Raw genomic sequence first — 12,054 nt, forward strand, 5'->3', positions numbered from 1 at the left:
ATCCTGTTCATCTACCCAAGGAAGGAAAACATGAAGTCTGTCGCACTGCCTTTGATTGCCCTTATCGCCTTCGCCGGCTACACCGTATCGGTCATGCTGCAGGCCGAACAGTCACTGATCGACTTTGGCATCAGACTGATGTCCCGCCCGGATACCGCGCAAGTGGTGATCGACCTCTATCTGCTGGCCATACTGGCTTGTGTCTGGATGTACAAGGATGCGCGAAGTCGCGGTCAGTCGGCGCTTTCGGTGCTTCCTTATCTGTTGATCACCGCAGTCTTTGTTTCCGTCGGGCCATTGCTGTACCTGGTGGTGCAGGGGCTTCGGCGATTCACCAGGTCTGCCCGCGGCGCTTGAGTTCAAGGCGCCGGCCGAACGCTTCAAGCACTAATGAATACAGATCGTCCTGCAAGTAGGCGTCTTCAATGCCGGCGTCCATGTTCGGGTTGTCGTTGACCTCGATCACCAGCACTTTTCGGCAATCTTCAGCACCCGTGCAGGGCCCCGGCGTTACGCCTGCACAAGCGCATCCTCCAGCATCGCGACACTCGGTTCAACGATTGCTGTCGTTCGAGTCTCTGGGAGGCGTGTTGGGCTGGATCGACGGTTTTACCGAGCCTGGCGCAGGGTCCTTGCGTGGATAACCGTTGCCGATTCCGCCATTTTCCAGGGTCGGCGAGCGTGGCACCGGCACAGTGTTCGGTCCACGAAAGGCTGGGGCGCTCGGCTGCGTGCCTTGCATGCTGTTGGGATTGGCTCGGCGGATCGGGTTGTTGTAAGGATTGTCGTTGCTACTGCCTGGCAGGTTCTGGGCAAGGAGTATCGGCCGGGGCGAGGCGTTGTGAGAGGATGCTTCAGGCCGAGCCTGGGCCAGGCTGCTCAACAAGCCACTCAATGCCAGCGCAGTGAAGCCAAGCACTAGCCTGTTCATCGGGCACCTCTATCTATGTGTACAGAGACATTACCTTCAATAACACGCTACGCGCTGGATTCGGATTTGTTAACAAAATAGTCCTGCGGGATATACAACACGCGTTATCCGGAGCGCTGATCTGCCGAACGGCCCGCGCCAGTAACCGACGGGGCTTTTGCCGCGCCCCACAGGCCACCTGAACACGAGACACTTCAGATCAATACGAAAATCGCCAACAACCCGCCGAAAATCGCCCACTTTTCCAGGTAGTAACGCGTGCGGTTGCGCTTTTTCAGTTCCTTGCCGCGCAGGCGGATTTTGTACAGCCTGTTAAAGGCACGGTTCAAACCACCGGTCTTGTCCCCGGCATCGTTCGGCGAGCCGGCGGCTGACATCACGGTGTAGCTGAACCAGCGGTTAAAGGCAGCAGCCCAGCGGTACTTCATCGGACGCTCCACATCACAGAACAAAATAATACGGTTCTGTTGCGTGGTGTTCTCGGCGTAGTGAATGTACGTCTCATCGAACATCACTGCTTCACCGTCGCGCCAGTGATAGCGTTCACCGTCTACCTCGATGTAGCAGCCCGGATCGTTCGGTGTTTCCAGGCCCAGGTGGTAGCGGTAGGAACCCGCATACGGGTCGCGGTGGCGTACCAGCCTGGAGCCAGGTGGTAACTCGGCAAACATGGCGGCTTTGACCGAGCCGATGCCTTGCAGCAGTTCGGTGGTGCGTGGACAAAGCTTCATTGCCGAAGGATGGCTGTCGCCGTACCACTTCAGGTAGAAGCGCTTCCAGCCCGTTTTGAAGAAGGAGTTGAAACCCACGTCGTTGTATTGGTCCGAACGCTTGATCTCCCCCGCTCTGAGCAGGTTCTGGCCTTCGGTGCGGATTTCTTCCCAGTGCGCTTGCAAAGGGCTCAAGTCAGGAAAGTCGGCAGGATCGAGGTAGGGACGATTGGGTTTCTTCGAGAACAGGTAGAGAAAACAATTCACCGGCGCCAGAAACGTCGAGTGATCACTCAACTGACGGCTCAATGTGTGGCGTACACGACCACGCAGATGCACATACGCAATGGATACAACGTAAATAGCGGCAATGATGAGTTTCACGGAAGTGGTCACATGTCAGAAAAAAACATACTGCGTCCCGTACAAGCCGGATGGGCCAAAGGACAAATGCGCAGCGTCTGATAATCGAAACAGCGGGTCCTGGCGGCGTATCCCTGAGCTCAATGCCGGTGATTTGCATCTGGCCGCACGATGGCATTTTAGCCTCTGTTTGTAACCTTAGGCTAACCGCAATTGTGAAAATATGCCTGCCGCTGTGCCAAAAAGCCATTATCTTGATTCAGCGCAATCCGCTCATCGATGCCATCAATCCGACATGACGTTCGGCGGCGTCATCCGCAAGCGCGCCGACACCAGCATTTTCATTTCAGCGACAAACCTTTCACACCCCCATCACCTTCAGCGCCATAAACTTCACTCATCCATTTCAAGCATTCCCTTGGCCCGCCCGCATGCGGGCTTTTTTTCGTCCGATGACCCGTCCTGCTTAGCCTGGATCCGATCCATAAGATCACCATCACCCCAATTCAAATTCTGCTTGAAGGGCGCTGACAGCAGGGTCGGCATTTTGTAGGTCAGTGCATGCTGAAATTATTGTTTGTCATATTCTTTTTTATCCAACAACCCAATTGAAACACCATCAGCACGCACGCTATTACACTCCTTGCCGTACTTTGGATACGTAACGCCGATAACATCTCCGGCAATTTTCCAATAACCGTTTTGCGGATCCTGACCTGAAATCTTTATTATCGCCGTACCCTCCTGATGGAGAGTTTCCGAAAACGGATAGCCGGTACTCGTAACGCTAGAATGTTCGTAACCTATCAAAACTCCACCCATCTCACTTCCCTTTAACTGTTTCGCATTGGGAGGTGCAGCAGCATGGGCTTCATTTGCAGCTTTCGGATGCATTGACCATGTTTAATTTCGGGCTAAAACCGAGGCTTGTTCGTCACATTCACCCCATTGATCAAGACCCCTGCTCTTTGAGGAGAGATTTCAACCCGGCTCGTACCCAGACGTTGTCCACCACTGCACAAACCGCTCACAACGAATATCTCCCCACTCTTGAATTACTTGTTTTCTGCTTTCTTCAACCCCAGTCCTACATTTGAAATAGCGATTAGCTTACAAAAAAAATCCACAATATCGCGCCATTAAAAAACAAATATTGATCGACGCCTTTAACGCTAACTTCCCAGGCTTTATCCGGGGACGAGTCAATACAACTTTTGAGTGTCTTAGCGGAATCCACGATGTAGGATTCATGGGCAGCACCCGCGACAGTTTTCAACTAATCGAACGGAATCGAGCCATGCCTGACAATTACCCCCTCCCAAGCGTCCTTGAAAAAATGTACGAAAACCAGCTCGCACTCGAGGCCGCGCTCATGGAGCTCGCCCTATGGGTAGAGCAGCGCGGGTCGACAGTGGTAGGCGAAAATATTCGAGGCTCACTTGAAACCATTGGCGCAAATGTGGGCTACATCAGACAGGGACTGGCCAGGATGAACGCCGAATGAGCGCCGAAAATCAGACTCGCGCTGGTAGCTGGCGACAAACAGGTTTCTCTACTAGGGTTTCCGCGACATGGAACCGTGCCGTCTCATTAGCTGTCACTTGGTCAGGAGGAGATATATGAGCTCAATTCGCACTGCCGAGCAGACCTATCGCACTTGGTCTAGCCCAATCTTGCTGGAGCTGAAGGAGAGAGAACATCAGCTGGATCCTTCCGCCCGCCAAGCACTTCAAAATGTGTTGCTGGAGAGAAGGCTTCTGGACACCGGGAACTCTTCTGGCAGAGACCGGCGTAACGCCGGACCGGTTAATGACGGCAAACCTTGACAGCCGCCACTAATGGCTGCACAGCAGAACGGAATTTACCCGTTCTGCTGGAGTAGTTTTCAAACGCTAGTCCTGCTCTCCGCCATCATGGTCACGATCATGATCGCGGTGACGACCATATTCCTCATTATCGCCGTGACGATAATATCCTCGGTCTTCCCCCTGATCATCGCCGCGACCCCGATCATAGCCACGGTCATGTTCACGACCATAATCACGACCTCGGTCATGCTCTCGACCGTACCCTCCTCCATCCTCCCAGTACGGCCAGCATCCTCCCAACAGGAGGGAACCTGATATGGCCAAGATCATTATCGCTGTTCGTTTCATTTGAACGTCCTAAAAAGCAAGGGTCAGAGCTATGGAGAAAAGTTATCGCTGCCCATCAGTTTTAATCAAACGAGCAATCAACAGAAGATACGACCACGAAGTAGATCAATGATTCACCGGCGAGGCGCCCCCATGACGGCAGAAAATCAAATTACCAGGGTCATGCTCCACTCAATTATCGAAAACAGGGATAAAGCATGAACGACTCATTACAGACGAAGCATTTGTCCAAGCGCACACGGTGTGGGTCGCCTGCGAACAGAAAAAAATCAGCATACTCAGCCCTCTGGAATGCGGCAGTCTGGAAGCTGACAATTTTCAGCTGCATCCGGCCCGAAGCGCCGGGTCGCCAAGAGAGTCGATAACAACAATTCACACACTAGCCTAAGCTTCGAAGGATGAAGCGCTTCAGGTTCTTGAATGCAATTGATTCCAATAGAGAACTATTACTATCTAATCGTTCTGAGGGCATAAGACTATGTGTGAGTCATGTGAGCCAACCCAAATACCGGGCACTACTGATCGTCGTCGATTTCTTCGGCTCGTAGGGGCCGGGGCAGGCGCTCTAATCCTTGCTGGCGCCCTGCCGGGCAAGGTTGCACTGGCGGCCGAACAAACCATTCCAAAGCCACAAAACGCAATCAACCCAACGATGGCGCTGCAGAGGCTTATGGATGGGAATCAACGATATATGACTGGAACTTCCAAGACGCATGACTTCCAGGCAGAACGCGAGGCCTTGGTCGCCGGCCAGAACCCATTCGCTGCGGTACTGAGTTGCGCAGACTCTCGTATTGCTCCTGAATACGCATTTGATACTGCCCGAGGGGACCTTTTCGCTGTGCGCGTCGCGGGTAACTTCGTCACGAACGAAGGTTTGGCCAGCCTTGAATACGCTGTCGTATCACTCGGCGCGCCATTCATTATGGTGTTGGGGCATGAGGGCTGTGGAGCCATTGATGCGGGTGTAAAGGCAATAAAGGATAAAATTAAATTCCCTGGTCACATCCAGGGGCTGGCCGATTCACTTAGACCCTCTATTGAAAAGGTACTCAACGAGCCGGGCGCGCTTCTCGACAACGCCATCGTGCAAAATGTCAAAGACTCGGTCAACAAGCTCAAGACTACTTCGCCACTGCTCAGTAATGCACTCAAGGAGGGCAAGTTGAAAATCGTAGGGGCCGTCTACCGCCTTGCTACCGGCAAAGTAGAGCTTATCGCCTGACGTGAGTAGATGCGTCTCACCAAGAGACGCATCATCCAATGCTCGCGATACCCACGAACCGCAGCTCCTTGACGCGCTATTGAAGGACACCGCCTTCAGCGTGACGCCGGACCAGGTCGCAGCCGCGATCAGGCTGGCTAGGAAATATTTATTATCCGTAGCAAACGGCGAACATCATCAACGGACCGCAACTTGATGGTCCATTCCCCATCAACCTTGTCATTGACCTCGCCAAACTCTGCGCAAAGTGTTTTTACGGAACAGTGCCCGGCCTTGAAAGCTGGCAGCCGGAAATAAAATAGAAGCCAATTATGATAGGCCACAAAGCTGAAGGGGCAGTCGCCATCAGCGACCGAAAAAATTCCAATGGACCTCGTTGAGTCGCTCTGCGGCCTGGGGGCGCAGTCATGCCCTTTCATTGCGCAAATCGCGCCAACCAGCATGCAAAACGCTTCCCGCGCTTGCGGGCTTTCGATGGACGAATAGCACTCAACGTACTTCGCGGCATCCCGAGCGTCAGTGATCATCTTGTTTCCCCTAGGTTTGTGCCCTCTTCCAATCTAGCACCATCCATACCCGCCGGAGGCCATCGCAGTGCCCAGAGGCATCAGACGCTGCGCCAGGAAGAGCAGCAAGTGGCCGCCTGAAGCCTGACACCTGGATACTTGAATCAGTCTATTCGATGCTTGATGCAAATCCTGTCCCACACAACTCACTACGCCTCGGAACACTGGAGTAATTTTCTGAGTTGCGCGGGGACTTCGATAACTTTTCTTGTACCCGGCGAGATACAAACTTGAGTAAGGTTCGCAGTAAACGCCAGCACATCTGGCGCAATACGCCCCTCAACTGAAAATGAGAAAGAGTGCAACCCGACATTCGAAACGCTTACCGTCATAGTCAGCTCGTCATCCCAAGTAACCGGATGCAAAAACTCTAAAGAAAATGCCCTCGCAGGAGGTAGCAAATTAAACCCTAAAAGAGTTTTCAACCCCGGCCCCTCAAGCCAGACACCCAGTGCGTCGTGAACGGCTTCCACAACAAAATATGAAAACCTTGGAGTAAACACTACTCCCTCAGGGTCACAATCCCCGAACAATACCTTTCTTTTAACAAGCACCGGATTCGGCATAGATCAATCCTTGATAATGAGGGGCTGCCCCTAATGCCAGTCAGTTAAGACATTACGCGAACCGTAGCAGCTGGCGAAGCCTGCGTCCGGCTGCGCAGCAGTCGTAAAACAGTCACTGCGGTATTCCAGACAAATCGTGGAAGCAGGATTTGCGACGGCTTCGCCGCCGGACGCAGCCTTCGGCAGCTGCTACGGGGGACAGTGCTGAACCTGAAATTCCTTAACTGACTGGCATTGGGGGCTGCCCCTGCGCATTGAGTATGTTTCAGCTATTGGTCCACGCAGCCCCCCCGTATGTGGCTGCCTGGCCGACTCGGGGGCTCTTGTCAGCCGCAAACGCAAAATTCTAGTGCCGGGCTTCTGTCAACAGAACCTGCATCGTCAATCAATCGCCACAAAACCTTCAGCGGCCTTTGTCGCCCGCCACGAATGGCTCGAAAGCCGGCGTCGACCGGCTGACAAAGGCCTTGTCGGCACGAATCACAAAAAACGCTGCAATTTTATGCTGCAAAGCATAGTCCCACCCCTGTTGCGGGCCGAGAGCCAGCAACATAGTCGATAGCCCATTGGCGATCATGACTGAGGGAGCGATTACCGTGACCGCTGTCAGGTCATGCTCAATGGGCCTGCCGGTGCGCGCATCGAAGGTGTGCGAATAGCGTCGGCCGTTTTCCTCGAAATAATTGCGATAGTCGCCCGAAGTGGAAATGCCGTAGCCATCGAACGACAGCACCTGTTGCGCCTCCTGTCGGTCGTCCCGCGGAACCTCCAGCGCCACTCGCCAAGGTGTTCCATCGGGCTTGCGCCCGACTACCTTGATCTCGCTGGTGACGTCGGCCAGGAAGCTGTTGATACCCAGTTCCTGCAGATGCTCGGCAATGCGATCGGCCGCATAGCCCGGCGCAATGCTGTTGAAATCGAGCTCGACCGCCGCGTCCTTGCACAGCTGCTCGCCTTCGATACGCAGGTGCTGATAACCCACCCTTTGCCGAGCACTCGCCAATGCCTGCGCCTGGGGGACCTTCTCCTCACGCGCCTGCGGACCGAAACCCCAGAGATTGACCAAGGGCTCAACGGTCAGGTCGTAGGCGCCGTCGCTTTGCTGCGAAAGCTGCTCGCCATAGCGGACCAGCTTCAACAACGGCGGCGGCATGGGCTGACAGCTGTTAGCTGGCAGCTCGTTGAAGCGCTCGGTATCCGAATCACCACGATAGGTCGAAAAAGTGCGATCGATCTCGGCCAGGATCGCCTCGACCTGCACCCGAACCTGCTCGGGCGAGTTTTCTCCCGAGGCTCGACGCCGCACGTATTGAACCGTGTAAGTGCTGCCCATGGTCGGGCCGCTGATTCGCTCCAGCGAGTCACCAGTGTCGCAACCCGCCTGAGCGACAAGCGCAATGATCAGACTCCATTTCCTGACATGATGACTCAATGGGCTACACATCAATATTCCTGAATTAACCTGTAGGAAAGCACTCGATTGAGCTGAGCATTCTTCACGCTTTGTATTGATGCTGGGTCGAGCTTATCAGGGGGTGGCTATGAGGCAATCACAACCGCATTGCTGCGAGACGTTGAAACAGGTTCGCGATTTCTCCCACCATCTACAGCAAACGAAACATCCCGGCACGATGGCGAGGCGACAGACGGTGTGTTGATTTCCGACCAAGCCAGCTCGGCGATTTGCTTAGCCGCCCCCAGGCAGCGACAATTGGCGCCCAATTTTTTTCGAGGTTTGCAACATGCGTAAAGCACTTTCCGTCTTGGCACTGAGCGTCCTGTTTGCCCAAGGCGCTATGGCCGCAGGCGGCACCCAGGCTGCAGTCGGCGGTGGTTTGGGCGGCGCCCTGGGTAACGTTCTTGGTCAGAAGCTGGGTGGCAGCACAGGCGCAGCCGTCGGTGCAGGCCTGGGCGGCGCGGCAGGTGGTGCCGTTGCAGCCAAAAAAGGCAAGAAAACCAAGGCAGCTATTGGTGGCGGCCTGGGTGCGGCAGGTGGCTCACTCATCGGCAACAAGCTGGGTGGTAGCACCGGCGCCACCATTGGCGCAGGGCTTGGTGGTGCTGCTGGCGGCGCTATTGGCGGTCAGAGAAACTGATTCTATCGCTAACAAAAAACCCGGCTCTATAGCCGGGTTTTATGATTCAGGTGATCCCACACCTCTTGCCCGTCGCGCGCCCGGTGGTCCGGATCTGTGGTCACACCGCGTAAGGTTTATCTCCTCGACAAAGGTTACATCTCTTCCACCTCAAAGCGGCCGTCATCAAGCTGGCCGACAGCGATCAGGCCACGTTCAAGAAACTGAATGAAGATGGTGGACGTCGCTTTCTGAAGCCGCTTACCCTATTGAGATGTATGCGGAAAACGACCGGATAGTCGGCGTAGTCGTCAGGGCGCTACAGAAGCTGTAGCCAGCCGGCGCGGCGGGGATTTTAAGAAATTGAGACGTATATCAGGTTTTGCGATCACAGCCTTGTTGGCTCTAGGTGGGATTGCGACGTTGTTCCTTGCTAAATATTGCATTGAATATTTTAAAGGCCCAATAGCCGAAACATGGGTTGAACTCGCACTCGGTCTTGCAGGTTATCTATTTTTCTTTTCAGTTAAACCACTTGAGAGATGGATAACAAAAAGGCTGAACCGATCGAGCCGAAAAAGACAGGACAACAAGTATTTGTAGGAGGCGATCGTGGGATTCAACTGGCCCGGGGGCGCCGCCGAACCATCCCCTTTAGCGCCCTTGTCATACTCTCGTCACACCGGGCTGGCACATTGAAGTCAGCCACAGGGATGTGGCAGCTCACTACCTGGAGCTCGCCACGTACGGACTTTTTCATTCCAGCGACATGCCCCATTACGTCCGTTTCACTGCGGCTCACCTGGATTGAGCCTGCGCACTTCAAGAATCCCTTTTTAAGCCCCCCTCGCACGGGCTTTTTGTTGATGGCTTAACTGCCAGCTCACCCCGAAGGCGGCCCTCATGGAGCCTAGTGGCCTGCGCTTCGTCGCCCCGTCGTTGATTAGGCTGAAGTTGCAGAGCACACTCTGGCGAGCTGAAGGATCAGCGCCCCCTTCGACAGAGAGCCCGCCATGTGCGGGTTTTTTGTTATCTGCCCTCCCCAAACTCGCCACCACCTCCGGCCTCGGCCCTGAGGATATTCGGTGCACCCCGCATAACTCGACTTTAATTGAATTGATGCACCCAGGAGTCTCTTCACAACGCTCACCATCGGGAGCCCTAACATGAACAAACCTCTATTCGCGCTGGTCGCCGTGCTATCAGCGGTAGGTGGTTGCGCCACTAATTCACATGTCTATCGTGACCAGCCGCTGGTCGCAAAGGTCGAGAGGGGCATGAGCAAAGATCAAGTCCAGAGTATCGGCGGGAAGCCATTATCAGTAACGAACCGCACAGTAGAGCCCGGCACCTGCTTTGACTACATGCTCACTCAAGCCGGCCATCAGCAGTCTTTCAATGTCAGCTTTGATAGATCAGGCAAAGTGGACCATAAGAGCTTTATGACCTGCGCTGAATGGAGTCGCGCACAGCAGAAAGCCAGAGAACCAGCCAGCAGTATGGGCGGTATGGGAGGCGGAGGTTATTAGCGCATGACACGCCCTCACCTTCCCCGTTTTCCGGTTCACTGACTACAGTCGCTCGGATCGCCGGCGTGACAAGGTAGCAGATAGCCACCAAGATCAATTTGGGCGAACGGCTTTTGCCATTGAAAAAGTCGTAATGACGGTCGATCACTGCTCCGGCCAGCGGCAAATTTCAGGCAAAAAAAATCCCAAGCAGCTGATGGACACTTGGGACTCAAAATGCATAAACCGTGGTGGTGAACGCAGGGGCATATTATCTCAATTCGGGAACTTGTAACAGGATATTTGCACCCGTCCGTCCGATTAAAATCACCTAACCCCTTCAATAACCACACTTTTTTTCAGACTTAGCCTCAGTGCGGCGTATCGAGATGACGCTGCTCGATAGCTGGTAGAGAGCAATGAACTGTCGGGATTCAATCGTGTCTACAAAACCGGTGATGACTCAGTAACGACCTGGCTAGTGCTGGTCAAGACAACCGGCCAGCCTTTAAAGCACTCAGTAGGAATCAAACATGTCTAAAAAGCTTGCTGCTATTTTGTTGTCCGCATTTGTTGGCGTGGTTGCTGGCAATGTAGTTGCTGCTGATGCTCAATGGGGAAAAGATCACCCACGCAGGGCCGAGGTAAATGGTCGTCTGGCCAACCAGAACAAGCGAATCCATAACGAAGTCAAAGAGGGCGAAATGACCAAGGGACAGGCAGCCAGACTTCATAAGGAAGATCGTCAGATTCGTCAGGAAGAACGGAGCATGGCTAGCCAAAATCGCGGTCATATCACCAAGCAGGAGCAAAGGACCCTTAACCAACAAGAAAATGCTGTAAGCCACCGGATTGGTGGCTAAGCCTTACCTGTGATTTTCGGTTAATGCCCGGCTTAGTGTGCCTTTTTGAAAATGACTTACCCGCTAGTCCGCGAGGTCTTCACCTCACGGGCTGGTTGTATTGATCAGTGTTTGCCATCGATGGCGCATTAATTTTCATTCCAGCGAGAATTCGCCGAACGATTTCGATCAATGAAGCGTAAACACCTGCCTGATGTCCCGTGGCAGCAGCCCCGGCATTATCCAGGTCGCCGGCAAGTTCTTCTCAAAAACGCGGCGTTGCGTGAAGTTGACAGCATCCCTGCGCATTACCCAAATACTACTGACAGAAATTGACGGTCGTGTTTGTTACGCTTTGGGTTCATGTGGGGAAGGCGACTCCTCAGACATTTATCAACGCCATAAGAGAAGGACACTCTAATGACACGTGCCATTACTATTATCACCGAGAACTTTTCAGATTGGGAAACCGCCCTGATCAACTCCGCTGGTCGTGCTTATTACGGCTTCGATACACGCTTCGCCACCCCCAAAGGTACCCCAGTCACCTCTTCCGGAGGCATGATCGTCACCCCGCATTTGGCGCTCGAAGCCATCCAGCTCGATGAACTCGACCTGCTAATCATATGTGGAGGCACCATCTGGCAGACCGAACAGGCCCCTGATATCGCTTCCCTGGTTACCGCTGCCCATGAAAGAAACATCATCGTCGCTGGCATTTGCGACGGTACCCGTGTGTTAGCGCAATCGGGCGTTCTCGATACCCTCCGTCACACTTCCAATTCGGCAGAGAACCTGTCGGAACTGAATTATGGTGGAGCGGCTTACTATCAGGATGTCCCTTATGCAGTAGCTGATAAGCGTGTCGTTACAGCTCCAGGTACCGCTCCGGTCAGCTTCATGGCCGAAATCTTGTGCACCTTGGGTATAAACGACGAAAACCTCAAAGCCTACCTGGCAATGCACGCTGCTGAGCACCGCAAGTCCGCCTAGACCGCCATCTCCTGCGTCCGACATGGAACCTGCACCGGCACCTCTAGTGGCCTGTGTGGCTAGTTCTGTTAGTCAACTTCGGCGCCAGCAGCCCATATCCTGCGTTGCTGTTCCTCGCC

15 protein-coding genes and 2 pseudogenes are annotated in these 12,054 nt (G+C 54.0%); 9 read left to right on the forward strand and 8 right to left on the reverse strand.

Annotation, left to right across the window (positions count from 1 at the left end; all coding sequences use genetic code 11):
- Positions 1-30: 30 nt before the first annotated feature.
- The gene (locus AC07O1_RS17830; RefSeq protein ID WP_495089561.1) at positions 31-357 is read left to right on the forward strand and encodes a DUF2834 domain-containing protein; all 327 of its coding nucleotides are present in this window, start codon (positions 31-33) and stop codon (positions 355-357) included.
- Here AC07O1_RS17830 and AC07O1_RS17835 read toward each other — a convergent pair.
- The 4 genes and pseudogenes from AC07O1_RS17835 to AC07O1_RS17850 form a co-directional block, all read right to left on the reverse strand.
- Positions 332-475, reverse strand: a pseudogene (locus AC07O1_RS17835) (hypothetical protein); the annotation flags it as partial. The gene AC07O1_RS17830 and the pseudogene AC07O1_RS17835 sit on opposite strands and share 26 nt — an antisense overlap.
- 78 nt (positions 476-553) lie before the next feature.
- Positions 554-931 (reverse strand): hypothetical protein, encoded by a 378-nt coding sequence (locus AC07O1_RS17840; RefSeq protein WP_495089562.1) that lies wholly within the window; start codon positions 929-931, stop codon positions 554-556.
- A 194-nt stretch (positions 932-1,125) separates the two neighbouring features.
- Complete coding sequence (gene lpxO / locus AC07O1_RS17845) at positions 1,126-2,025, reverse strand: lipid A hydroxylase LpxO (RefSeq protein ID WP_494993257.1); 900 nt, start codon at positions 2,023-2,025, stop codon at positions 1,126-1,128.
- A gap of 549 nt (positions 2,026-2,574) precedes the next feature.
- Positions 2,575-2,898: a hypothetical protein gene (locus tag AC07O1_RS17850; protein WP_495089563.1), complete on the reverse strand. Its 324-nt coding sequence runs from the start codon at positions 2,896-2,898 to the stop codon at positions 2,575-2,577.
- 403 nt (positions 2,899-3,301) lie between these two features.
- On the opposite strand from AC07O1_RS17850, the gene AC07O1_RS17855 reads away from it, so the two are divergent.
- Positions 3,302-3,508: a hypothetical protein gene (locus tag AC07O1_RS17855; RefSeq protein WP_494993259.1), complete on the forward strand. Its 207-nt coding sequence runs from the start codon at positions 3,302-3,304 to the stop codon at positions 3,506-3,508.
- 115 nt (positions 3,509-3,623) lie between these two features.
- Positions 3,624-3,830, forward strand: coding sequence for a hypothetical protein (locus tag AC07O1_RS17860; protein ID WP_494993260.1), 207 nt, complete (start codon positions 3,624-3,626; stop codon positions 3,828-3,830).
- Positions 3,831-3,889: 59 nt separating this feature from the next.
- Here AC07O1_RS17860 and AC07O1_RS17865 read toward each other — a convergent pair whose 3' ends face one another.
- Positions 3,890-4,060 (reverse strand): hypothetical protein, encoded by a 171-nt coding sequence (locus AC07O1_RS17865; RefSeq protein ID WP_495011458.1) that lies wholly within the window; start codon positions 4,058-4,060, stop codon positions 3,890-3,892.
- 578 nt (positions 4,061-4,638) lie between these two features.
- On the opposite strand from AC07O1_RS17865, the gene AC07O1_RS17870 reads away from it, so the two are divergent.
- Positions 4,639-5,385 carry a carbonic anhydrase gene (locus AC07O1_RS17870; RefSeq protein ID WP_495089564.1) on the forward strand — a complete coding sequence of 249 codons (747 nt, stop codon included), beginning with the start codon at positions 4,639-4,641 and terminating at the stop codon, positions 5,383-5,385.
- 137 nt (positions 5,386-5,522) lie between these two features.
- On the opposite strand, the gene AC07O1_RS17875 is transcribed toward AC07O1_RS17870, so the two are convergent.
- From AC07O1_RS17875 to AC07O1_RS17885, 3 genes are all read right to left on the reverse strand, one after another.
- Positions 5,523-5,912 (reverse strand): hypothetical protein, encoded by a 390-nt coding sequence (locus tag AC07O1_RS17875; protein WP_495089565.1) that lies wholly within the window; start codon positions 5,910-5,912, stop codon positions 5,523-5,525.
- A gap of 188 nt (positions 5,913-6,100) precedes the next feature.
- The gene (locus AC07O1_RS17880) at positions 6,101-6,517 is read right to left on the reverse strand and encodes an acyl-CoA thioesterase (protein ID WP_495089566.1); all 417 of its coding nucleotides are present in this window, start codon (positions 6,515-6,517) and stop codon (positions 6,101-6,103) included.
- Positions 6,518-6,920: 403 nt separating this feature from the next.
- Complete coding sequence (locus AC07O1_RS17885; protein ID WP_495089567.1) at positions 6,921-7,961, reverse strand: FAD:protein FMN transferase; 1,041 nt, start codon at positions 7,959-7,961, stop codon at positions 6,921-6,923.
- 298 nt (positions 7,962-8,259) lie between these two features.
- On the opposite strand from AC07O1_RS17885, the gene AC07O1_RS17890 reads away from it, so the two are divergent.
- The 5 genes and pseudogenes from AC07O1_RS17890 to AC07O1_RS17910 all read left to right on the forward strand — a co-directional run bounded on the left by AC07O1_RS17890 (position 8,260) and on the right by AC07O1_RS17910 (position 11,935).
- Positions 8,260-8,613 carry a bacteriocin gene (locus tag AC07O1_RS17890; RefSeq protein WP_494993266.1) on the forward strand — a complete coding sequence of 118 codons (354 nt, stop codon included), beginning with the start codon at positions 8,260-8,262 and terminating at the stop codon, positions 8,611-8,613.
- A 152-nt stretch (positions 8,614-8,765) separates the two neighbouring features.
- A pseudogene (locus tag AC07O1_RS17895) lies at positions 8,766-8,926 on the forward strand (XRE family transcriptional regulator); the annotation flags it as partial.
- Positions 8,927-9,758: 832 nt separating this feature from the next.
- Positions 9,759-10,121 (forward strand): osmotically-inducible lipoprotein OsmE, encoded by a 363-nt coding sequence (osmE, locus tag AC07O1_RS17900; protein ID WP_495089568.1) that lies wholly within the window; start codon positions 9,759-9,761, stop codon positions 10,119-10,121.
- A gap of 512 nt (positions 10,122-10,633) precedes the next feature.
- Positions 10,634-10,963, forward strand: a complete 330-nt coding sequence (locus AC07O1_RS17905) for a hypothetical protein (RefSeq protein ID WP_495023575.1) — start codon at positions 10,634-10,636, stop codon at positions 10,961-10,963.
- A 399-nt stretch (positions 10,964-11,362) separates the two neighbouring features.
- Positions 11,363-11,935, forward strand: a complete 573-nt coding sequence (locus AC07O1_RS17910; RefSeq protein WP_495089569.1) for a type 1 glutamine amidotransferase family protein — start codon at positions 11,363-11,365, stop codon at positions 11,933-11,935.
- Positions 11,936-12,054 lie beyond the last annotated feature (119 nt).

It is taken from the genome of Pseudomonas sp. GW821-FHT07G10 (genome assembly GCF_059418545.1).

Excerpts from the sequence above, each read along its gene's own strand:
- AC07O1_RS17830 (WP_495089561.1), top strand. The coding sequence starts at position 31 with ATGAAGTCTGTCGCACTGCCTTTGATTGCCCTTATCGCCTTCGCCGGC.
- AC07O1_RS17840 (WP_495089562.1), bottom strand. The coding sequence starts at position 931 with ATGAACAGGCTAGTGCTTGGCTTCACTGCGCTGGCATTGAGTGGCTTG.
- AC07O1_RS17850 (WP_495089563.1), bottom strand. The coding sequence starts at position 2,898 with ATGCATCCGAAAGCTGCAAATGAAGCCCATGCTGCTGCACCTCCCAAT.
- AC07O1_RS17855 (WP_494993259.1), top strand. The coding sequence starts at position 3,302 with ATGCCTGACAATTACCCCCTCCCAAGCGTCCTTGAAAAAATGTACGAA.
- AC07O1_RS17860 (WP_494993260.1), top strand. The coding sequence starts at position 3,624 with ATGAGCTCAATTCGCACTGCCGAGCAGACCTATCGCACTTGGTCTAGC.
- AC07O1_RS17865 (WP_495011458.1), bottom strand. The coding sequence starts at position 4,060 with ATGACCGAGGTCGTGATTATGGTCGTGAACATGACCGTGGCTATGATC.
- AC07O1_RS17870 (WP_495089564.1), top strand. The coding sequence starts at position 4,639 with ATGTGTGAGTCATGTGAGCCAACCCAAATACCGGGCACTACTGATCGT.
- AC07O1_RS17875 (WP_495089565.1), bottom strand. The coding sequence starts at position 5,912 with ATGATCACTGACGCTCGGGATGCCGCGAAGTACGTTGAGTGCTATTCG.
- AC07O1_RS17880 (WP_495089566.1), bottom strand. The coding sequence starts at position 6,517 with ATGCCGAATCCGGTGCTTGTTAAAAGAAAGGTATTGTTCGGGGATTGT.
- AC07O1_RS17885 (WP_495089567.1), bottom strand. The coding sequence starts at position 7,961 with ATGTGTAGCCCATTGAGTCATCATGTCAGGAAATGGAGTCTGATCATT.
- AC07O1_RS17890 (WP_494993266.1), top strand. The coding sequence starts at position 8,260 with ATGCGTAAAGCACTTTCCGTCTTGGCACTGAGCGTCCTGTTTGCCCAA.
- osmE (WP_495089568.1), top strand. The coding sequence starts at position 9,759 with ATGAACAAACCTCTATTCGCGCTGGTCGCCGTGCTATCAGCGGTAGGT.
- AC07O1_RS17905 (WP_495023575.1), top strand. The coding sequence starts at position 10,634 with ATGTCTAAAAAGCTTGCTGCTATTTTGTTGTCCGCATTTGTTGGCGTG.
- AC07O1_RS17910 (WP_495089569.1), top strand. The coding sequence starts at position 11,363 with ATGACACGTGCCATTACTATTATCACCGAGAACTTTTCAGATTGGGAA.